This window comes from Coriobacteriaceae bacterium (assembly GCA_025992705.1).
GTDB lineage: Bacteria > Actinomycetota > Coriobacteriia > Coriobacteriales > QAMH01 > QAMH01.
On the sequence record DAJPGJ010000001.1, the window covers coordinates 595,070 to 616,590 of the forward strand.

19 protein-coding genes and 3 pseudogenes are annotated in these 21,521 nt (G+C 60.4%); 21 read left to right on the top strand and 1 reads right to left on the bottom strand.

The window, feature by feature from the left end; genetic code table 11:
• Window positions 1-4 precede the first annotated feature (4 nt).
• The 20 genes and pseudogenes from mrdA to groL all read left to right on the top strand — a co-directional run bounded on the left by mrdA (window position 5) and on the right by groL (window position 19,509).
• Entirely contained in the window at window positions 5-2,044 is a 2,040-nt protein-coding gene (gene mrdA / locus OIM11_02675; GenBank protein ID HJJ00041.1) for a penicillin-binding protein 2, read from the top strand.
• Window positions 2,045-2,051: 7 nt separating this feature from the next.
• Complete coding sequence (rodA, locus tag OIM11_02680; protein ID HJJ00042.1) at window positions 2,052-3,266, top strand: rod shape-determining protein RodA; 1,215 nt, start codon at window positions 2,052-2,054, stop codon at window positions 3,264-3,266.
• 23 nt (window positions 3,267-3,289) lie between these two features.
• On the top strand, window positions 3,290-4,312 hold the full coding sequence (locus OIM11_02685; protein ID HJJ00043.1) for a hypothetical protein: 1,023 nt from the start codon (window positions 3,290-3,292) through the stop codon (window positions 4,310-4,312).
• Between the two features lie 33 nt (window positions 4,313-4,345).
• The gene (locus OIM11_02690) at window positions 4,346-6,298 is read left to right on the top strand and encodes a TIGR03960 family B12-binding radical SAM protein (GenBank protein ID HJJ00044.1); all 1,953 of its coding nucleotides are present in this window, start codon (window positions 4,346-4,348) and stop codon (window positions 6,296-6,298) included.
• The gene (locus OIM11_02695) at window positions 6,295-6,966 is read left to right on the top strand and encodes a TIGR03936 family radical SAM-associated protein (GenBank protein HJJ00045.1); all 672 of its coding nucleotides are present in this window, start codon (window positions 6,295-6,297) and stop codon (window positions 6,964-6,966) included. The genes OIM11_02690 and OIM11_02695 overlap by 4 nt, the downstream gene beginning before the upstream one ends.
• A gap of 184 nt (window positions 6,967-7,150) precedes the next feature.
• Window positions 7,151-7,441, top strand: a pseudogene (gene rplU / locus OIM11_02700) (50S ribosomal protein L21).
• A 174-nt stretch (window positions 7,442-7,615) separates the two neighbouring features.
• Entirely contained in the window at window positions 7,616-7,720 is a 105-nt protein-coding gene (locus tag OIM11_02705) for a Rho termination factor N-terminal domain-containing protein (GenBank protein ID HJJ00046.1), read from the top strand.
• Between the two features lie 19 nt (window positions 7,721-7,739).
• The gene (rpmA, locus tag OIM11_02710; GenBank protein ID HJJ00047.1) at window positions 7,740-7,991 is read left to right on the top strand and encodes a 50S ribosomal protein L27; all 252 of its coding nucleotides are present in this window, start codon (window positions 7,740-7,742) and stop codon (window positions 7,989-7,991) included.
• Between the two features lie 142 nt (window positions 7,992-8,133).
• A complete protein-coding gene (glmS, locus tag OIM11_02715) occupies window positions 8,134-9,966 on the top strand; it encodes a glutamine--fructose-6-phosphate transaminase (isomerizing) (GenBank protein ID HJJ00048.1) in 1,833 nt (610 codons plus the stop codon).
• A 38-nt stretch (window positions 9,967-10,004) separates the two neighbouring features.
• Window positions 10,005-10,502 carry a holo-ACP synthase gene (gene acpS, locus OIM11_02720; GenBank protein ID HJJ00049.1) on the top strand — a complete coding sequence of 166 codons (498 nt, stop codon included), beginning with the start codon at window positions 10,005-10,007 and terminating at the stop codon, window positions 10,500-10,502.
• Window positions 10,495-11,379 carry an NAD(P)H-hydrate dehydratase gene (locus tag OIM11_02725; GenBank protein ID HJJ00050.1) on the top strand — a complete coding sequence of 295 codons (885 nt, stop codon included), beginning with the start codon at window positions 10,495-10,497 and terminating at the stop codon, window positions 11,377-11,379. Before acpS ends, OIM11_02725 begins: the two co-directional genes overlap by 8 nt.
• Window positions 11,376-12,632: an alanine racemase gene (gene alr, locus OIM11_02730; GenBank protein HJJ00051.1), complete on the top strand. Its 1,257-nt coding sequence runs from the start codon at window positions 11,376-11,378 to the stop codon at window positions 12,630-12,632. The genes OIM11_02725 and alr overlap by 4 nt, the downstream gene beginning before the upstream one ends.
• 27 nt (window positions 12,633-12,659) lie before the next feature.
• Window positions 12,660-13,286 (top strand): uracil-DNA glycosylase, encoded by a 627-nt coding sequence (locus tag OIM11_02735; protein ID HJJ00052.1) that lies wholly within the window; start codon window positions 12,660-12,662, stop codon window positions 13,284-13,286.
• Window positions 13,283-13,759 (top strand): tRNA (adenosine(37)-N6)-threonylcarbamoyltransferase complex ATPase subunit type 1 TsaE, encoded by a 477-nt coding sequence (tsaE, locus tag OIM11_02740; protein ID HJJ00053.1) that lies wholly within the window; start codon window positions 13,283-13,285, stop codon window positions 13,757-13,759. The genes OIM11_02735 and tsaE overlap by 4 nt, the downstream gene beginning before the upstream one ends.
• Before the next feature lie 25 nt (window positions 13,760-13,784).
• On the top strand, window positions 13,785-14,537 hold the full coding sequence (locus OIM11_02745) for a J domain-containing protein (GenBank protein HJJ00054.1): 753 nt from the start codon (window positions 13,785-13,787) through the stop codon (window positions 14,535-14,537).
• A gap of 18 nt (window positions 14,538-14,555) precedes the next feature.
• The gene (locus OIM11_02750; protein HJJ00055.1) at window positions 14,556-15,467 is read left to right on the top strand and encodes an efflux RND transporter periplasmic adaptor subunit; all 912 of its coding nucleotides are present in this window, start codon (window positions 14,556-14,558) and stop codon (window positions 15,465-15,467) included.
• Between the two features lie 8 nt (window positions 15,468-15,475).
• A pseudogene (gene tsaB / locus OIM11_02755) lies at window positions 15,476-16,144 on the top strand (tRNA (adenosine(37)-N6)-threonylcarbamoyltransferase complex dimerization subunit type 1 TsaB).
• 189 nt (window positions 16,145-16,333) lie between these two features.
• A pseudogene (tsaD, locus tag OIM11_02760) lies at window positions 16,334-17,338 on the top strand (tRNA (adenosine(37)-N6)-threonylcarbamoyltransferase complex transferase subunit TsaD).
• Between the two features lie 223 nt (window positions 17,339-17,561).
• Window positions 17,562-17,846, top strand: coding sequence for a co-chaperone GroES (gene groES / locus OIM11_02765; GenBank protein ID HJJ00056.1), 285 nt, complete (start codon window positions 17,562-17,564; stop codon window positions 17,844-17,846).
• A 28-nt stretch (window positions 17,847-17,874) separates the two neighbouring features.
• Window positions 17,875-19,509 carry a chaperonin GroEL gene (gene groL, locus OIM11_02770; protein ID HJJ00057.1) on the top strand — a complete coding sequence of 545 codons (1,635 nt, stop codon included), beginning with the start codon at window positions 17,875-17,877 and terminating at the stop codon, window positions 19,507-19,509.
• Between the two features lie 92 nt (window positions 19,510-19,601).
• On the opposite strand, the gene OIM11_02775 is transcribed toward groL, so the two are convergent.
• Window positions 19,602-20,012: a PaaI family thioesterase gene (locus tag OIM11_02775; GenBank protein HJJ00058.1), complete on the bottom strand. Its 411-nt coding sequence runs from the start codon at window positions 20,010-20,012 to the stop codon at window positions 19,602-19,604.
• A 157-nt stretch (window positions 20,013-20,169) separates the two neighbouring features.
• On the opposite strand from OIM11_02775, the gene OIM11_02780 reads away from it, so the two are divergent.
• Window positions 20,170-21,495, top strand: a complete 1,326-nt coding sequence (locus OIM11_02780) for a hemolysin family protein (GenBank protein ID HJJ00059.1) — start codon at window positions 20,170-20,172, stop codon at window positions 21,493-21,495.
• Window positions 21,496-21,521: the final 26 nt, after the last annotated feature.

Sequence of the window (21,521 nt, forward strand, 5' to 3'; positions counted from 1 at the left end):
GTGCATGACAGCGGCAATTTTTGCAGCAATCAGCGTTCTTCTCATAGTCGTGGCCATTGCCATCATCGTTATCGTCATCCGCTCGGGACGACGTAGGCCAACACGCATCCCCATCGACACGCGCAACGCATCCGAGCTTGCCATGAGCACCGAAGCACATGGTGGCCCTGGCGGTGACAGCCAGGGTCCGACGCGCCGCCGCTTCTTTGGCTTCGTGGCCGTCATTGCCGCCTGCATAGGTGCGCTCATCGTCAAACTGTGGTCGATGCAGGTCATCTCCGGTGCCGAGTACACGGCCAAGGCCGAAGGCAATCGCATCAACGAGTACACGACCATCGCGCCGCGCGGTCGCATCTTTGATCGCAATGGCGTCGAGCTCGTTGGCAATCGCTCAACCTTTGCGGTTTTGGCAAGCGCCGACGTGCAAAACGACAAGCTCGTGATACAGCGTCTCTCCGACGTACTCGGCATTCCGCGCGAGACCATTGCATCGCTTGCCGCCTCGCAGACGCAGGGCGCGCAGGCCGACCGACTCATCGCGCTTGATGTCGATGACCGCGCCGTCGCCTACATCTCCGAGCACCCCAACGCGTTTCCCGGCGTACGCATCGAGAGCCGCACCGTGCGCACGTATCCGAACGACGACCTGGCGGCACATGTGCTCGGCTATACGGGCACCATCTCCCAGGAGGAACTCAAGCGCGAGGTCAATGGCCTGACCTACGAGTCGGGCGACATCGTCGGCAAGGATGGCGTCGAGCAGGCCTTCGAGTCCTACCTGCAGGGCGATCGCGGCATCAAGCGCGTTGAGGTCAATGCAGCTGGCGAGGTCGTGAACGCCGTCGATTCGGTCGAACCCGTGCAAGGCAATGACATCCGCATCACCATTGACGCGAACGTGCAGAAGGTTGCCGAGGAGGCCCTGCGTCGTGCCTTTGCCGACGCGGCTGTGTCGGGCAACGACAGTGCCCGCTCCGGTGCCATTGTCTGCATGAACTGCAATACCGGCGAGGTCATCGCCATGGCTTCGGCTCCGTCGTATAGCCCGAGTCAGTTCATCGGCGGCATATCGTCGGATGTCTGGGAGGAGATGACGAGCGAAGACTCGGCCTACCCGCTCTCGAATCGTTGCATCGCCGGCTTGTACCCGGCTGCCTCCACCTTCAAGGGCTTCACGGGTCTGGCGGGCCTGGAATACGGCTTCGTCACCGACAGTTCGGTGTGGGAGTGCGAGGGCACCTGGACGGGATTTGGCGAGGAGTGGCCCCAGAAGTGCTGGAAGACGAGTGGTCACGGATCGATTGGCTTCCACAAGGGCATCGTCGAGAGCTGTGACGTCGTTTTCTACGAAATCGCCAAGAACTTCTACCAGTACAGCGAGAACGAGACGGCATTGCAAGACTATCTCAAGAGCTGGGGATTTGGATCCAAGACGGGTATCGAGCTTTCGGGTGAATCCGAGGGCCGCGTGCCCACGCCCGAATGGAAGAAGAAGTTCAACCGTGATGCACCCGAGAGCCAGGCATGGCTGCCAGGTGACCTCTCGAACCTCATCATCGGCCAGGGCGACCTGCTCGTGACACCGCTGCAGATTTGCTGTGGTTATGCGGGGCTTGCAACCGGCCGCGTGCCCAAGCCCGTGCTACTGCATTCCGTCATATCCACGGACGGAACCATGACGGCAGTCGATGGCGCACGCTATCAGGGAAGCATTATCCAGCCCGAGTTTGACCAGAAGAACATCGACATCATGCGCAGCGGTTTCCGCGGCGTTGTCGAGAACGGATCGGTTTCCCGTGTTTTCGAGGATATGGGAATCGCCACCTCCGGCAAGACGGGCACCGGCGAGGTCGCCGGCAAGGACGACTACGGCTGGTACGTTGGCTACGGTCCGACCGATGCACCCGAGTACGTGTGCGTCTGCTGCATCGAGGAAGGCGGATCGGGTGCCACGTGCGCCGCGCCCGCAGTGCGCTCGGTGCTTTCGGCTGCCTTCGGCCTGTCTGCAGAGCACGTTTCCGGCTCCGCAACAGAGGAGCGCTGATACGGATATGCCGTCGTTCTCATTCGGAAAGTCCCCCAAGGTTCACGCGCGCACTGCTTCGTCTGCCAACCTTTCCCGTTCGAGCGAAAAGCGCTCGTTCTCGATTCCGGCCAACATCATCCTGCTCGTCATCATTGCGCTCATCCTGTGCTGCGGCCTTATCACGCTCTATGCGGTGACGAGGACCGAAACCGAGTATTCGATTACGCGCCAGCTCGTTGGCGTGGCGATTGGCATCGTCATCATGGTGGCCGTTTGGTTCTTCGACTATCGACGTCTGGCCAATCTCATCGTTCCCCTCATCGTGCTCGATGCGATTCTCATCTTGTTGCCGATGGTTCCCGGTCTTGGCCATGAGGTGAACGGCGCGACGTCGTGGATCAGGATCGGTTCGCTCACCTTTCAACCGTCCGAGCTTGCCAAACCGGTGACCATCCTCGCAATCGGTGCGGCTACCGCGCAGTACCAGGGTTCTATTGTCCGAGGCGCTGACTTCTTGAAGCTACTCGGCATCTTGCTCATACCCTTCGTTCTGCTCATGCGCGAGGATTTGGGTACGGCCCTCGTCATTCTCATCGTCGGCTTCTGCATCCTGCTCATTGGCGGCGTGGCACGGCGGTGGCTCATCATCTCGGTCGCCACGGCCGTAGTGGGCGTCGCGGCCCTGCTCGGGATCAATGGCGTCGTGAATGACTGGACGGGTGGCGACGTGCAGCTTATCAGGCAGTACCAGATGAGTCGTCTGCTCGTCTTCATCGACCCGGATAATCCCGAATATGCAGACGATGCCTACAATCTCAACCAGGCGAAGATCGCCGTCGGAAGCGGCGAGCTCGTCGGCAAGGGCTGGGGTAACGCGACACAGTCCTCGGGCGGCTTCTTGCCCGAATCCGCGACCGACTTCATCTTCTGCGTCTACGCCGAGCAGTTTGGCTTCGTGGGGGCGTTCATATTGCTTGTGTTGTATCTGGCGCTGCTCTTGACGGCGCTGGGCATCGGGCTTTCGTCGTCGGATTTGTTCGGCTCGCTCATCGCAGCTGGTATCATGGCGATGTGGTTGTTCCAGATTGTAGAGAACATAGGCATGGACTTGGGACTCATGCCCATTACGGGCATTCCGTTGCCGTTCATGAGCTACGGTTCCTCGTTCATGTTCACCAACTTCATTTGCGTCGGCTTGCTCTTATCGGTCTGGTCAAGACGCAATGACGCTCTGGGCTAGGAAGAGAAAGGTTCGGACACGTTATGCCGAGCATGCCAATTGACGTAAGCAAGGTACTAAGCGCAATCACGACCATCGGGCAGCAGCGTTACCTGCCTTCGCGCGTCGAGCTCGTCTTCGATCCGACGGCGAGCATCGCACTCGTCGACAAGGTGATCGAGGCATTCGTTGACGTGTCATCCAATGCCCATGTCACGGATGTCGTGCTCGACAAAAAGGTCCCCGTCATCCCCAAGGATACCGATCTCGTCGTCGTCATCGGTGGTGACTCGCTGCTGCTGGGCGACGTGGTGCATGCGGCCGAGGAGCATGACGTCCCCGCGGTCGTCGTCATCGAGCGCGGCAAGACCTACTTCGCGAATGACAGGCGCTCGGCGCAGGCCTATGCCGACATGACGCTGTCGGCGAATACTGCCCCGACCCTGACGGGTACGGCCCATACGCCGGGCGTGGGCAGGGGCATCGACCTCGAGAACCTCGTGGACCTCGAACTCGATGGGGAGTCCGCACGTCCACTCGAACAGCTCGGCACCTGGATCGTCCAGAACGTGCCGAGCAAGCGCCTCTCGCTTGCGCGGGCCTTTCCGTTCATACGTCATCCACTGGCCGTCGAGCTTGCCAAGCAGACGACCATCCAGAACGGTGCCATCGGACTCGTCTTCTTCGTGCCGGGTGCCGATATGCCGCTCATCGCGCTCAACCAGGCCAAGATGGTTCTTCAGATTGCCGCCGTGTACGGCAAGGAGATGAGCAAGGAGCGCCTCGGCGAGGTGCTCGCCGTGATGGCGGGCGGCTTCGGCTGCCGCGCCGTCGCGCGCCAGCTCGTCGCGCGTGCGCCCATGCTGGGCTGGGCCATCAAGCCTGCCGTTGCCGCATCGGGAACGATGGGCATGGCGATTGCCGCGATCGAATACTACGAGGAGAACGGCAAACTGCACGGGCTCTCCGACGTGGCTGCCAAGGTCGCCAAGAAGGCGGCTCCCGTCGTCGATAAGGGTGGAGACCTTGTCGGCAATGTCGTGAGCAGTGCAACCGCTCACGACTAGGCAGTACCGTAAGCTACCGTAAGCCAGCATCCCATGATTCCAAAATCGGCCTTGGAGGCAGACGACGTGCAGGAACTCAATCTGTGGCAACGCTATGCGCCGCTTCTCGCCCGGGTCGAGAAGCCCTCTCGCTATTTGGGCCAGGAGTGGGGTAGCGTCGCGCCTTCCGAGAAGCAAGGCGCCGATTATCATGCGGTGCTCGTGTATCCGGACACGTACGAGATCGGCCAGGCAAACCAGGCCATCGCCATTCTCTACGATTGCCTCAACGCCGATGAGCATATCTACTGCGAGCGTGCCTATCTGCCCTGGGTCGACATGATCGCTCTCATGCGCGAGCATGGGCTGCCGCTTGCGTCCCTCGAGACCTATACGCCCGTGCGCAATTTCGATTTCGTCGGCATCACCTTGCCGCACGAGCTCTGCGCCACGAACATCCTCGAGTTTCTTGATCTTGCCGGCATCACACTGCATGCCGACGAGCGCGGGGAGGGCGAGCCGCTCGTCATGGGCGGTGGTCCCTGTGCGTACAACCCCGAGCCGTTCGCGCCGTTCTTCGATCTCATCTTCGTGGGGGAGGGTGAAGAACTCGACGTGGAAGTCGCGCTCAGGCATCGCGAGCTCAAGAAGCGGGGTGCGTCGCGTGCGGAGATTCTGCGCGAGCTCTCCCGCATCGAGGGCGTATATGTTCCGAGCCTCTATGACGTTGAGGAGCATGAGATTCGCGACGAGCAGCTGGCAGCAGACATGCGTGGCTACACGACGGTCACGCCAGTTGACGCGGAGGTGCCGGCGCAGGTCGCAAAGCGCATTATTCGCGATTTCGATGCGTTGCCTGCCCTGCCGCGCCAGATCGTCCCGTATTGCGAGCTCGTACACGACCGCCTCGCAATCGAGATTCTGCGCGGCTGCAATCGCGGCTGCCGCTTTTGCCAGGCGGGCATGATCTATCGTCCCGTACGCGAACGCAAAGCCGATACCGTTATCGCGGCGGTCATGGATGGCCTTGCCTCGACGGGCTATGACGAGGTGTCCCTCACCTCGCTTTCCTCGACGGACCACTCGACTATCGAGCAAATGCTCAGGCGATTGAACCGCAGCTTCTCGCAGACGGGCAAGAGCGTGAGCCTGCCGAGCCAGCGTGTCGATGCGCTCGGCGTCGAGCTTGCGCGACTCGCGGCGGGCGAGAAGAAGGGCAGCCTTACGCTTGCTCCCGAGGCGGGCACGCAGCGTATGCGCGACGTCATCAACAAGGGCGTGAGCGAGGAAGATCTGCTCCATGCCGTGACGAGTGCCGTCGAGGCGGGCTGGCGTGGCTTCAAGCTCTACTTCATGATCGGGCTGCCAGGTGAGACCGACGAGGACGTTGCCGGCATCGGCGCCCTGTGCCGTCGCGTCTATGCCGCTGCCAAGGATGCCGTTCCCGAGGGGGCGCCGCGCAATATCCGCCTCAATGTCTCGGTCGCGCTCTTCATTCCCAAGGCGATGACGCCGTTTCAGTGGAACGGCCAGATATCGCTTTCGGAGATTAGCCATCGCATCGACGTGCTGCGGGCGAGCTTCCCCAAAAAGGGCATTAACCTGCACTGGCACGATTCGGATACGAGTTACGTTGAAGCAGTCTTGGCTCGTGGTGGACGAGAGTGCGCCGAGCTGATTGAGGAAGCATGGCGTCGAGGCGCGCGTTTTGACGCCTGGACCGAGCAGTTTACCTTTGCCGCCTGGGAACAGGCCGGCGATGTGTGCGGCGTGCCCATCATGCAGCGCGCTGCCTGCGAATACGAGGAAGGCGCTCCTCTCCCGTGGGGTCATATCTCCGCTGGCGTGAGCGAGGAGTTCCTGCGCGAGGAACGTGCCCGTGCCCGCGTGGGCGAGGTGACGCCCGATTGCAGCTTTACGAGCTGCTCGCAGTGCGGCGTCTGCCCGCTTGTGGGAATGACGAACGTTATCGAAGGCACGCGAACCCTGCGAGGTGAGTGCGCATGAGCGAGGGGTTTCGTCTGCGAGTCGAGTACCAGATCACGGACAGGCTCGCGTATCTGTCGCATCTCGAGACCGTGCGTTCGATGGAGCGTGTCGTGCGCAGGGCCGGCCTGCCCTTCGCGATCACCGAGGGCTTCAATCCGCATATGAAGATTGCCTTTGGTCCTGCGTTGCCCGTAGGAGCCGGCTCACGCTCGGAATACTTCGACCTGCGTTTGCTCGAGTACGTTTCACCCGACCTTGCGCTCGCGGCACTGCAAGCGGCTGCTCCGGAAAACCTCATGCCCATTGCATGCGCATATTGCGCCCATGGCGATGATGCGATTGATGTTACGTATCCGGTGAGCGTGTGGAAGGCCGAGCTCGCGTGTGGGGGAATCGATGTCGACGACGTGACGCGCGCGCTCGAGCAGCTGGTTGATCGCGGCTTCATCGAGGTCACAAAGACCAAGGGCCATAAGACGACGGTCAAGCGCGTCGAATTCGAGGGTAGGCTCGTGGATGGTCCGCACGTAACTGCCGACGATGATGTCGTGACGGTCGACTTCTCCACCTTCCAGGGCAACGAGGGGGCGCTGCGCCCCGACAAGTTCATCGCCGCTGCTTGCGAGCTGATGGATGGACCCGTTGCCATCAGGAGCCTCACGCGGATGGAGCTGCGGGAAGCGTAAACCACGGAGCGGCTGGACGACCACATGGGGGCTTGCTCTCGTACCCGATGCGCTGTCCCTTCAAAATTTTTCCTTGTCACGTCGGGGTTCTGCTAGTAGACTATTAGCGTTTGCCCCCTCGTGACGGTTCTTTTCCCTTTCCCGCACGATACGGGCATGTCAATGAGTAATGAAAGGTACGAACATGTACGCGATTGTTAAAACCGGTGGCAAGCAGTACACCGTGAAGCCGGGCGATGTGCTCGACGTTGAGAAGATCGAGGGTGAGGCCGGCGACAAGGTCTCTCTCGACGTGCTCTTCCTCAACGACGGCTCCAACGTCGTCACGGACGCGAGCGCTCTTGCCAAGACCAATGTCACGGCCGAGATTCTCGACCAGCACAAGGGTGACAAGCAGATCATCTTCAAGTTCAAGAAGCGCAAGGGCTACAAGCGCACGCGCGGTCATCGCCAGCAGCTCACTCGCCTTTGCATCGTCGACGTGAACGGCACCAAGGCTGCTGCTCCGGCGCCCAAGAAGGCTGCCGCAGAGAAGCCGGCCAAGGCCGAGAAGCCTGCAAAGGCCGCTAAGCCCGCCGCCGAGAAGCCCGCCAAGAAGGAGACGAAGGCGGCTGCTCCTGCCAAGAAGGCTGACGTCGATTTCACCAAGATGACGGTTGCCGAGCTCAAGGATTACGCCAAGGAGCATGACATCAAGCTCCCGAGCGGTGCTCGCAAGGCCGATATCATCGAGACCATCACCAACGCAGAGTAGCGAAGGGGGCTGAAGACTTATGGCACACAAGAAAGGCCTCGGATCCAGTCGTAACGGCCGTGATTCCCACGCGCAGCGTCTTGGCTGCAAGCGTTTTGCCGGTCAGGTTGTCAACGCGGGCGAGATTCTCGTTCGCCAGCGCGGCACGCACTTTCATCCCGGCGAGAACGTCGGTCGTGGCAAGGATGACACGCTGTTCGCGATGGTTCCCGGCACGGTGAAGTACACCAAGGGTCTCAAGCGCAAGGTCCATGTGATTCCCCAGGCGTAACGCACCTCAAGCAATGCAGGAAAAGCCCCGTTGCCATATGGCAACGGGGCTTTTTATGTAGCTCGGTGCGTCCAGTGGTTTGGGACAGGGCGCTTTGATAGAATCTGTACTTTAAGACTCACCTTGAAAGGGCGGTTTCCACATGTGCGGAATCGTTGGTTACACTGGCACTGCTCCCGTACGCGACATATTGCTCGAAGGGCTGTGTAAGCTCGAGTATCGCGGCTACGACTCGGCGGGCATCGCCGTCGAGACGAACGACAAGATCAGCATCGTGCGACGTGTCGGCAAAGTCGAAGAGCTAGCCAAGGCGGTCGAAGACTGGGATGTCACCTCGACTTGCGGCATCGGTCACACGCGCTGGGCAACGCACGGTCGTCCGACCGAGCCGAACGCGCATCCTCACTCGGATTGCTCGGGCAAGATTGCCGTCGTGCATAACGGCATAATCGAGAACTTCGTGCAGCTGCGCGATCTCCTCGAATCCGAGGGCCACGTCTTCAAAAGCGAGACGGATACCGAGATCGTCGCCCATCTCATCGAGAAGTACTATGACGGTGATTTGATCGACGCTCTCGCACACACGACGGAGGTTTTGCAGGGCGCCTACGGCCTGGCCGTCATGCATGTCGATCATCCGGGCGAGATTGCGGTCACGCGTAAGGATAGCCCCATCGTCGTCGGCCTCTCCGAGGGCGATAAACCCGCCGCGCTCGTGGCCAGCGACATCGTTGCTATCATGGATTTCACGCGCGACGTCGTCTTTCTCGAGGATGGTCAATTCGCACTGCTCAAGCCCACGAGCATCGATTACTTCAGCGCGCCGGGCGAGCCCGTCGAGCTCGAGACCATGCACATCGATTGGGACGCCGAGGACGCCGAGCGCGGCGGTTTTCCGGACTTCATGCTCAAGGAGATTTACGAGCAGCCGCGTGCCGTGCGCGATACCATCAGCGGCGCGGTCAAGAACGGCTACGTGCTCTTCGATAACCTCGCGCTTGACGATGACGATATCGATGCCATTGACAACGTCTACATCATCGGCTGCGGCACGAGCTATCATGCCGGTCTCGTTGCCCGCGACCTTATCGAGCGCTGGGCGCGCATCCCGACGACGGTCGAGGTGGCGAGCGAGTTTCGCTATCGCAATCCCATCGTCTCGTCCTCGACGCTCGTCATTGCCGTCTCGCAGTCTGGAGAGACCGCCGATACGCTCGCTGCCGTGCGCATTGCCCGTTCCAAGGGCGCGCGCGTCTTTGCTATCACCAACTGCGTGGGCAGTCGCATCACGCGCGAATCTGACGGCACGCTCTACGTCAAGGCGAACATGGAGATTTCCGTCGCGGCAACCAAGTCCTTTCTCGCGCAGATTTCCTGCCTTGCGCTCATCGCGATGTTCCTGGGCCAGAAGAAGGGCCGTCTCACCACGCGTCAGGTCAAATCGCTGTACTACGAGCTGCGCGAGACGCCCGCCCAGATCGAGGACATCTTGCAGGACACCTCCGTGATCGAGGAGGCGGCCAAGGAGGTTGCGAAGGCCCATTCGGTCATGTACGTGGGTCGCGGCATTGGCTCTCCCATCTGCAAGGAGGGGGCGCTCAAGCTCAAGGAGATCAGCTACCTGCACGCTGAGGCCTATCCGGCTGGCGAGCTCAAGCATGGCCCGATTGCGCTGCTCGATGAGAACGTTCCCGTCGTCGCGGTCGTGACCGAGTCTCCCACGCGCATGCAGACGCTCAGCAACGTGCAGGAAATCCTCGCGCGTGGCTCGCGCGTCGTGGCAGTTGCCTCCGAGGGCGATCAAGAGGTTGCCGATATCGCCGATTACGTCTTCTACATTCCGCGTATTGCCGATTGGTGCACGGCTATCACGGCAAGCGTTCCGCTGCAGCTCTTCGCGCGTTATATCGCGCTTGAGCGCGGCTGCGATGTCGACAAGCCGCGTAACCTTGCGAAGTCGGTGACCGTGGAATGACGAGCGCCGCTCAAGAAGCTCCCTCGACGGGGCTTGGGGTGGATATTGTCGAGATCGAGCGCATGGAGAATATCCTCCAGCGTTCCCCCCGCTTTGCCTACCGCGTCTTCACCGATAACGAGCGTGCCTATTGCGAGGGCCATCATCGGCCTGCCGTGCGCTATGCGACGCACTTTGCCGCCAAGGAGGCCGTCCTCAAGGCGCTTGGTACGGGTTTTGCCGATGGCATCGCCTTCACCGATGTCGAGGTCACGCACGACGAGAAGGGCAAGCCGCTCGCGCTGTTGCATGGACGTGCGCAGCAAATTGCCAGCACGCTCGGCATTCTCGAGATTCCCCTGTCGCTGAGTCGTACTAACGAGACCGCCGTCGCTAATGCCATTGCGGTCACGGCAGCGACGCGCCCCGTCGTCGAGGAGAAGACGACACCTGCCCAGGAGCTCGCGATGCGTTTTCGCGAGCTGCGCAGCATGCTCGACGACCTCGAGAGCGACGTCGACCAGGCCTATGGGGAGGCGGACGATAGCGATGAGTGAGCCTTTGGCGCTGATGCTTTCGGAGCACGACATCAGGATGCTTATCCCGTACCCAGCGCTTGATGCGAACAAGTACTCGCGGGGAACGGTAGGCGTCGTAGGCGGAAGTGCCCCGTATCCCGGGGCACCCATACTGGCATCAAACGCCGCCGCGCGTTGCGGGGCGGGTTACGTGCGTCTTGTCACGACGCGTGACGCAGCCTCGTGCGCGCATGCGCATCTCGTCTCGATTCCCGTCTCGGCATGTGACCAGGGGCTCGAGGGCACGCTGTGTGCGACGTCTCTCATTCAAGCACGGGAGGATCTAGCCAAGAGCCAGATCATTCTCATGGGGCCGGGCATGGGAGCGACGGATGATGCCGAGCGCTTTCTCGCCTCCTTTCCGCAGGATCGTCCCATGGTATTCGATGCCGACGCGCTCAATCTCATCGCGCGCAATCATGCGCTGCTCGAAATGCCCGCACGGCATCCGCGCATTCTTACGCCGCATGAGGGGGAGGCCGCACGTCTGCTGGGACGCAAGGTCGCCAACCGCAATGAGGATGCCGTCACGCTTGCTCGCGCATATGATGCGACGGTCGTTCTCAAAGGTCCCGAGACGCTTATCGCAACGTCAGTAGGCGAGCTGCGTGCCGTTGCCGAGGGAGGTCCCGAGCTTGCCAAGGCCGGCATGGGCGATGTGCTTGGCGGCATGATCGCCGCGTTTCTCGCGCAAGGGCTCGATGCATTTGATGCCGCCACGCTTGCGGTGTTCGTTCACGGTCGTGCAGGCAGACTCGCTGCACGCGAATTGAGCGTTCACGCCGTGATGCCGGAAGATATAATCTGTAAAATTGGTCCTGTTCTCTTAGGTTTGGAGGCTGAGGGCGTCTCGTGAGCACGAACGAGGTCAACTACTTCGGTGCGCATCCCCGTGTTGAGGGATTCTCTTCCGAAGCCACAACAGACGAGCATGAGCATCTCAATCGCGATGAGCTCAAACTCAAGGAATGCTACACCCGCGAAAACGTCCCGCGTGGAGCGTGGGTCGAAGTCGATTTAAACGCCATCGCGCACAACATCCGCGTCATCCGCAAGCGCGTCGGGCTCGAGCGCCAGATCATGGCGATCGTCAAAGCCGACGGCTACGGTCATGGCTCCGTACACGTGGCTCGCACCGCACTCAAGGCGGGCGTCGACCAGCTGGCCGTCTCCTCGGTGGAGGAGGGTGTCGAGCTGCGCGAGCATGGCATCGAGGCTCCCATCTTGCTGCTTTCGCAGCCACCCATGCGCGCCATTCCCTATGTGCTGGCCTACGATCTTACACCCACGGTCATCACGGAGGAGTTCGCGTTGGCTCTGGGTGAGGAGGCCGATCTCAATGGCATGGTCGCCAAGTACCACCTCGCCATCGATACAGGCATGAATCGCATCGGCATATTCTATTTGGACGTGGTCGATTTTCTGCAGTCCATCAACTTTCACCGTGGCCTCGAGCTTGCCGGCGTCTTCACGCATTTCGCAACGGCAGACGAGGAGAGTGACTGGGACTTCCGCATGCAACTGCAACGTTTCAACGAGGCGCTTCAGCTCATGCGCAACGCTCGCATTGATTACGGCCTTGCGCATAGTGCCAATTCCGCGGCGACGCAGCGTTATCCCGAAGCTTACTTCGACATGGTGCGCGTGGGCATCACGATGTATGGCCTTGCTCCCAGTCCTGTCTTGCGCAGCAGCGATGATCTATATCCGGCGATGGCGGTAAAGGCCCAGATTATCCAGGTGCGCGAGCCCCAGATGGGCGAGGGCGTCTCGTATGGTTTCAACTACCGTGTGGCCAAGCCCGTGCAGATCGCCACGGTTCCCATCGGTTATGCCGATGGTGTGCGCCGCAGCTTATCGGGACGCATGCGCGTGCTCTACAAGGGCCGTCCGTGCAGGCAGGTAGGCAACATCTGCATGGACATGATGATGATCGAGATTCCCTTCGACGCCGGTGTCGAGAAGGCGAAAATTGGCGACGAGGTCGTGATCCTGGGCCAGCAGGGTGATTACGAGATCACCGCCGATATGATGGCCGACGAGATCGATACCATTAACTACGAGCTCATCTGCATGTTCGGTGCGCGTCTTCCGCGCATCTACGTGTAAGTGTGAGGTTGGCACGAGGAGCACGTGATGGCAACGACGCAAGCGGTGACAGATCTAGACGATCACATTCACAAATCCCTGAGCGAGGCATTGGCGGGTATCGATAGCTGCCATAAATGCGCATTGGGCGATACGCGCACGAATGTCGTGCCTGGTGCCGGTAATCCGCGTGCCAAGGTGATGTTCATTGGCGAGGCGCCGGGCAAGAACGAGGATTTGCAGGGCGAGCCCTTCGTGGGCGCGGCCGGCAAGCTGCTCAACCAGATGCTCGAGCGCATCGGCCTCGCGCGCGAGGATATCTACATCGCCAACATCTTGAAGTGCCGTCCGCCGGGTAACCGCGACCCCAAGCCCGAGGAAATCGAGGTATGCACGCCCTGGCTGCGCGAGCAGGTCAAGGCCGTACACCCCACGGTGCTCGTGACGATGGGCAATTTCTCGACCAAGTTCATCCTGCAGACGAACACCGGTATCACGCGCTTGCGCGGCAAGATTCATGTTACGGGGCCGTTTAGGGTCATTCCGACATTTCATCCCGCGGCAGCCATATACGACCGCAGCAAGATTGGCGCGATCGAGCAGGACTTCGATCTCATCAAGCTCCTGCTCGATACTGACGATGCTCGCGAGAACGAGAAGGGAAGTGTCCATTGATTCACTGTCGATGTAATTCGCTTGACGACACCATACGGTTGGGCGAGGCAATCGCCAGACTCATGGAGATGAACGACTGCGTTGTGCTGAGCGGCGATCTTGGTGCAGGCAAGACGCAGTTTGCCAAGGGCTTTGCCGCGGGCCTCGGCGTTGACGACGAGATCACAAGCCCGACGTTCAACATCCTGTTCGAGTACGTCGGAGACGAGCTCCCGCTCCTCCACTTTGATTTGTATAGACTCGATGAAGAAGACGAGCTCACGGACATCGACTTTTTCGGGCTACTCGAGAGCGGCGCCGTGTGTCTCGTCGAGTGGGGTGACAAGTTCCCTGCGGCCATGCCCGATGAGCGTATCGACGTTCAGATCACGGTTGCCGATGACGAGACGCGTGCCATTGCCATCACGGGACATGGCGCACGTGGGGCGCAGCTCGAAGCGGCACTTGGGGAAGCCCTCGACGCCTCTTCCTAGGAGATTCACGGTACAATAGCCAGCCATGCAGCAGAGAGATCCATATTCAGTGCTCGGTGTGCCTTCCGGCGCCTCCAAGGAAGAGGTGACCAAGGCATATCGCAAGCTTGCCAAAAAATACCACCCGGATCTCAATCCTGGTGACGAGCAGGCAGCCAAGAAAATGGCTGAGGTGAACGCTGCGTACGATTCCATCATGAATGGCACACCCTACGGCCCGCGTGTCAACACTGGTAATCCCTATGGCGGGCAAGGTCCGAGTGGCAACCCCTTCGGCGGCTATGGAGGAGGACAAAGCGGCCAGGGTGGTCAGCAGCAAGGCGGCTGGTATTACGGGCCCTTCACGGGCGGCGATCAGCAGCAGGGCGGCGGGCAATACTACGATCCCTTCGAGGAGATGTTTCGCCAGTGGCAGCAGGCGAGCCAGTCAGACGCCTATCGCGAAGCTCGCGAGGAACAGCAGCGTCAGCAGCGCGAGCAGGCGCGCAACACGGCAAACGGCTGTTTCAGATGGGTCATGCTCATTCTCATCATCAACCTCGCCCTCAACATTTTCATGGGCGGATGTTCCGCTTGGCGCAACTCGCTTCTCTTCACTAACCAGCAGACGCCGTCGAAGGAGCAGGCCGCGCCCCTCAACGCCGATGGAAGCTCGGAGAGCGCAAGCTCCTCATCGTCATCGAGCACGACCGCTCCCATGCCGCGTCGTGACTTTTCGTTCACGGCGGTCGACTACACAGGTGGTGCGACCTATACGGTTGACGTGCCAATCGAGTAGCGTGCATAAGGCTTCGCCATGCTGTTTGAGAGCAAGAGAAATGCAGACGCTCGGCAGGAGATGAAGCTGCGCACGGCAGCAAGTGCGCTCATCGTGGTGGCCGCGCTCGTGTTTGGCGGTGGCCTCTTCATGATGGGGGCCCACGCCAGCGGTCTGATTAAGACGACGGGCGCATATACGACGACACGTCTTGTGCCGGGAACGTATTCCAACACCATCGAATGTAACGGCAGCGTCATGCCGATTCGCGTGACGGATGTGGACACGAAAGCAAAGGGCAGCGTTACCGTCGTGCATGTACGGGACGGCCAGTACGTGAAACAGGGAACGGTGCTGTTCGAGATGCGCGACGGACAGGATGAGCCACAGGTTATCACCGCCAGCGTCGCAGGAACCGTGACAAACCTCAAGGTCGCCGTTGGCATGACAAGCGATCAGCTTGCGCAACAGGGGCCTGCCCTGCAGATTGCGGATATGAACGTGCTCATCGGCGTCGTGCAGACTCCGGAATACGTCTCCGTATTGCTCGAAGCCGGCCAATACGTGAGCATTACCTCGACGGTAACGCCTGGCGTGCGCTATCAGGGCATGCTCACGGGCTTCTCGAAGAATCCCTCGTCGTCATCTTTGACGAGCAGCGGTCAGGCGCTCTACGATGCGTCCATCATGTTCGACAATTCGGGTGCGCTCAAGGTGGGCGACCCCATCGTGGCGCAGATGCGCATCGAGGACTACGGCCAGGTGTTCTACGTGCCCGCAACCGCCGTGCGCGAGATTGACGATGTGGCATACGTGGACATCGTGCGCGCAAACGGCACGGTCGAACAGCATCAGGTTGAGCTTTTGGGTACGAGCGATGACGGCAGCAAGATCGTCAAGGGCGACATCCTGACGAGCGAGACGGTCATTCGGGCCGATTTGAACGAGTAGGAGAGGGCATGCGGGTCTTGGCACTCGATACCGCGAGCACGCAGATGGTGTTGGCATTGGCAGACTTCGACGAGGCGGACGCATCGGCTGCGATGGTTGCTTCATGTCAGATTGATGCGCCACGCCAGGCAAATCAGGTGCTGCTCACGCAGGCTGCGCAGCTGCTTGCCGATGCGGGGCTCGAGGTGAGCGATATTGACGCCATCGTCGTGGGTCGGGGTCCTGGTTCGTTCACGGGCGTGCGTATCGGCGTGGCGACCGCGAAGGGGCTTGCCTGCGGCCTGGCCGCGCCGCTCTATGGTGTTTCCACGCTCGACGCCGTTGCCTGGCGCGCGTGGTGGGCCGGCGTACGTGGCAGGTTGGGTGTCGTGGCCGATGCCATGCGCAAGGAAGTGTATCCCGTGCGCTACGCCCTCGATGATGCGGGCGTGACGCGTCTGGAGCCTGATACCGTCGCCAAACCGGCGCAGGTCGCGCAGCAATGGGCTTCGGAGGAAAGCTCTCTCACGCTTACGGGCGAGGGGCTGCTCAAATACGCGGAGCTCTTCGAGGGCGCTCCGTTCGAACTTGCGCCTGCGGGGCTTTGGCTGCCCGATGGCCAGGGTCTCATCAGCGCCTTTGCACAGGCATTTGCGACTGGCGCTGCCGGTTCGGGAGACGCTGCAGCGCTCGTGCCCGTGTACACGCGACTTTCTGATGCCGAGGAAAACGAACAGCTGCGCTTGGCCCAGATGACCGATCCGCGCGATGCGGAGAGGCGCGCGCGCCTGCAGCACGAGATCGAACGCGATGACCGCGAGATGCGTATCTCGCAGCCGAGGACCGAGTGCGCGCATGACTTGGCTGCACGCCATGAGGCGCCCTTCATACTCGCAATCGAGAGCTCCTGCGATGAGACGGCTGCTGCCGTCATCGATGGCAAACGGGCCATCCTCGCGGATTGCATCGCAAGCCAAATCGACTTTCATAAGCGCTTTGGTGGCGTTGTCCCCGAGATCGCGTCGCGCAAGCACACCGAGGCCATCGTTCCCACGGTCATGTACACGATGGAGCGGGCGGGGCTGGGCTTCTCCGAGCTTTCAGCCGTTGCATGCACGATTGGGCCGGGCTTGGTTGGAGCGCTCGTCGTGGGTGTCGCCTTCGCCAAGGGGCTATGCTTCGCGACGGGACTTCCCTTCATTGGCGTGAACCATCTTGAGGGGCACCTGTATGCGAATCGTTACGTCGACCCCACGCTCGAGCCGCCTTTCGTTGCGCTGCTTGTGAGCGGTGGTCATACCATGCTCGTGCATGTGAAGGACTGGGGCGACTACGCTGTGCTCGGGAGTACGCTCGATGACGCCGTGGGCGAGGCGTTCGATAAGGTCGCCAAGGCGCTCGAGTTGGGGTATCCCGGCGGCCCCATCCTGAGCAAGCTCGCCCAAGATGGTGACGCCAAGGCTATCAACTTCCCACGCGCGATGATGCATAGCGGCGATTTGCAGTTCTCGCTCTCGGGTCTCAAGACCGCTGTCATCACCTATATCAACGAGCAGCGCAAGGCGGGTATGGATATCGACATTCCCAATCTGGCGGCGAGTTTCACCGCCGCTATCGTTGACGTGCTTGTGGCCAAGTCGCTCGATGCGTGCAGGCAAGCGGGCGTTGACGTCCTGTGCATTGGCGGTGGTGTGGCGGCGAACCCCGACTTGCGCGAGGCCCTCAAAAACGAACTTGGCAAGCGCGGCATTCGCGTTGTCATGCCCGAGCTCTCGGATTGTGCCGACAACGCTTCGATGATCGCGTCGGTGGGCCTCGATCTCTTCGAGGCGGGCGAGCGTACCGGGCTCGATGCCGACCCGATGGCGCATATGCCCCTGCGCACCAAATGACGGGAATAAGATGGGGGCCACACCATCTCATTCCCGTCAGCAGCCCCGTCGTTTCGCAGGTCAGGGCGATATCGGGTATATAAAAGGGTAACGAGGAAATCTAAGTGTCATATTAGTAGATTATTTCTTACGGAATGTTAACAAGGGTATGAATCCGCACGGTGCGCGCGTACTATGAGGAACGTTATTTTGTTATCACCCCGTAGTTCTAGGAGGCACAAAGATGAATTTGAAGCCGTTGGGCGATCGAGTCATCATCAAGCAGGACGAGGCGGAGGAAACCACCGCATCCGGTCTGATTCTCACGAGCAATTCCAAGGAAAAGCCGCAGCGTGGCAAGGTCATCGCCGTGGGCGAGGGCAAGTACCATCATGGCAGCCTCGTTCCCGTTCCCGTCAAGCCGGGTGATACCGTTATCTACGGCAAGTATGGCGGACAGGACATCACCGTTGATGGCGAAGAGTACGTCATTCTTCGCGCCGAAGACCTGTACGCAGTTGTCGACTAACTATCACATGTGAAAGGAATGATTATCAATGGCTGCTAAGAACATTAGCTTTGATTCCGATGCGCGCAGCGCGCTTGCCGCCGGTGCATCTAAACTTGCCGACGCTGTCAAGGTCACGCTTGGCCCCAAGGGCCGCTACGTTGCCTGCGAGCGCAGCTTCGGCGCCCCGCTCATCACCAACGACGGCGTGACCGTCGCCAAGGAGATCGAGCTCGAGGACAAGGTCGAAAACATGGGTGCCCAGCTCATCCGCGAGGCTGCCGTCAAGACCAACGACGTCGCCGGCGATGGCACTACCACCGCCACGCTGCTCGCCGATGTCATGATTCGCGATGGTCTCAAGAACGTGACCGCCGGTGCCAACCCGATCGCCATCCGCACGGGCATGAACAAGGCTGTCGATGCGCTGGTCGAGAAGATCAAGAAGGACGCCAAGGAAGTCAAGACCTTCGACGAGATCAAGAACGTCGGCGCCATCTCCGCGGGTGATCCGCAGATCGGCGAGAAGATCGCCGATGCCATGGAGAAGGTCGGCAAGGATGGCGTCATCACCGTCGAGGATTCCAACACCTTTGGCATCGATATCGACATCGTCGAGGGCATGGAGTTCGACAAGGGCTATCTGAGCCCCTACATGGTCAACAACACCGAGACCATGAAGGCCGAGCTCTCCAACCCCTACATCCTCATCACTGACCAGAAGATTTCCGCCATCCAGGACATCCTGCCGCTGCTCGAGAGCATCATGCAGTCCGGCAAGCCGCTCCTTATCATCGCCGAGGACGTGGAGAGCGAGGCTCTGGCCACGCTCGTCCTCAACAAGATTCGCGGCACGCTCAACGTCGTTGCCGTCAAGGCACCCGGCTTTGGCGACCGTCGCAAGCGCATGCTCGAGGACATCGCCATCGTCACCGGTGGCCAGCCCATCATGGAGGAGCTCGGCGTCGCGCTTTCCGATGTCACGCTCGACATGCTCGGTACTGCCAAGAGCGTCAAGGTGACCAAGGACACCACGACCATCGTCGATGGTGCGGGCAAGAAGGCCGACATCGAGGAGCGCATCAACACCATCAACGCGCAAATCGAGGAGACCAGCTCCGATTTCGATCGCGAGAAGCTCCAGGAGCGCAAGGCCAAGCTTTCCGGTGGCGTTGCCGTCATCAAGGTCGGCGCTGCGACCGAGGCCGAGCTCAAGGAGACCAAGTCCCGCATCGACGACGCGCTGCAGGCAACGCATGCGGCTGTCGAGGAGGGTATCGTCGCTGGCGGCGGCGCCGCGCTCATCGACGCCATGACCGTCCTCGATGACCTCAAGGCCGAGGACACCGACGAGCAGGTCGGCATCAACATCGTGAGCAAGGCATGCGAGGCTCCGATGCGTGCCATCGCCGAGAACTCGGGCTTCGAGGGCTCCGTCGTCATCGACAAGATCAAAAATTCCAAGACCGGCTATGGCCTGAATGCCGCGACCGGCGAGTACGGCAAGATGATTGACATGGGCGTCATCGACCCGGTCAAGGTTGTCCGCTCCGCGCTGCAGAACGCCACTTCTGTGGCGACCATGCTGCTCATCACGGCTGCTACCGTGTCCGACGTCCCCAAGGACGGCCCGGATATGGCCGAGATGGCCGCTGCCATGCAGGGTGCCGGTGGCATGATGTAAATCATGCGCCCACAGGCGACTCGAGGGGCCCGCGATTGCGGGCCCCTTTCGTTGTTTCGGCTGCTTTGGGCGCTATGTGAGTGCTGGGTGCGCTAGTGACTTGTGCGCATCACGGTCGCGCTCATGCGGGCGACGAGATTGCCGGGCTCGTCGAAGAGGTCGATTGTGAAGAAGGCGAGGTTACGACCGAGCTTGTCGGGATGGGCGACGGCCTTGAGCTTGTTGCCCTTGACGCGGCGCATGTGGGCGATGCTGGAATTGGTCGAGGCCGAGGGCGGTTGGTTGACGTTGCTCGCGACAGCGAGCGCGTAGTCCGCGAGCGAGAAGAAGACCCCGCCCATCACGAAACCCTGGGCATTGTGATGGCGATCGTCGATCTCCATGCTCACGGTCGCGATGCCGGTTTCGAAGTCGTAGTCGTCAATGGTTGCTCCCAGGCACTTGCGCGCGAACTCGTCATCGGCAAAGTATGCGCGAATGTCCTCGATGTTGTCGAAATCCACGGCTGCTCCTCTTTTCTCGCGGATAGTGCCATCAGTGTAGACCAACAGATAACGTCTTGGTACATGGGTTCGGGATTGACGCGTTCGAGATGCCCGAAAACGCATTATTCGCTAGAATAGGGGCGCATGGTCGTAGTTAAGGAGCCGCGCAACAAAAATGTTTACCGTGATTAGCATTTTGCTCGTCATCTTTTTCCTCTTGATGAACGCCTTCTTCGTCATCGCAGAATTCGCTCTGGTACGTGTCCGCAAGTCGCAGATCGAGCTTGCCGTTGAAGAGAAGAAGCCCGGTGCACGCGCTGCCAAGAAAATCGCCGAGAACATAAACGCGTATCTTTCGGCCTGTCAGCTCGGCATCACGCTCGCATCTCTTGCCATAGGCTGGCTGGGAGAGCCTGCCGTGTCTGCCGTTCTCGAGATGCCGCTTCTTGCAGCCGGACTGCCCGAGAGCACCATCTATCCCATTTGCGTCGGCGTCGGCTTCTTCATCGTAACGACGTTGCATGTTGTGGTGGGCGAGCTCATCCCCAAGTCCTTCGCGATTTTCTCGACCGAGAAGTACGCGTTGGCGACTGCGGGCCCCCTCGCGTTCTTCTACAAGATCACGTATCCGTTCATGTGGTTGTTCAACGGCATCACCAATCTCGTCGTCCGCGCGACTGGTCATGACCCGGCAAAGGAATACGAGGTTTACACAGACGAGGAGATTAAGCTGCTCATCGACGAATCGACGGAAAGCGGGCTCATCGATCCCGAGCAAAACGAGTACGTCGATAACATCTTCGATTTGGGAGACAAGGACGCCGAGGCCATCATGACGCCGCGCATGGACATGATTTGCCTCGATACCGAGGATACGCTCGAGGAGAACCTTGCCCTCATTCATGAACACAAGTACACGCGTTATCCCGTGTGCAGTGGCTCGAAGGACAACGTCATCGGCTTCGTGCACGTGAAGGACCTTTTCGATCAGGAGCGGGGCCTGCCCCTTGAGGACTGGAACATCCGCGAACTTCCCGCCGTGCCCGAGACGCTGCCCATCGCGCGTTTGCTCGACACGCTGAGGGAAAACCGCACGGGCATCTGTCAGGTAATTGACGAGCATGGCGGCACGGCCGGCATCGTGACCATGTCCGACGTGTTCGAACAGATCGTGGGCCGTGTCGATGACGAGTACTATCACGATGACGAGGAAGAGGAGGTCGTCGAGCTTTCCGACGGCACCTTCGAGATCGACGGCGCGCTTGCCATCGACGACCTTGAGGAGATTATCGGCTTCAGGCCCGAGCAGGCCGACGAGGTCGAGACCGTGGGTGGTCTGTTCATGGCGCTTACCGATGGCATTCCCGACGAAGGCGATGTCGCGGAGATGGATCACTACGACAAGCACGTCAAGTTCACCGTGCTGAGCATGGATCGCCATCGCATCGACAAGATCAGGTGCGTCGTCACCGTTGCCGAGTCCGAGGACGAGGAAGATTAAGCGGGAACGAATCGAAAAAGTTCTTG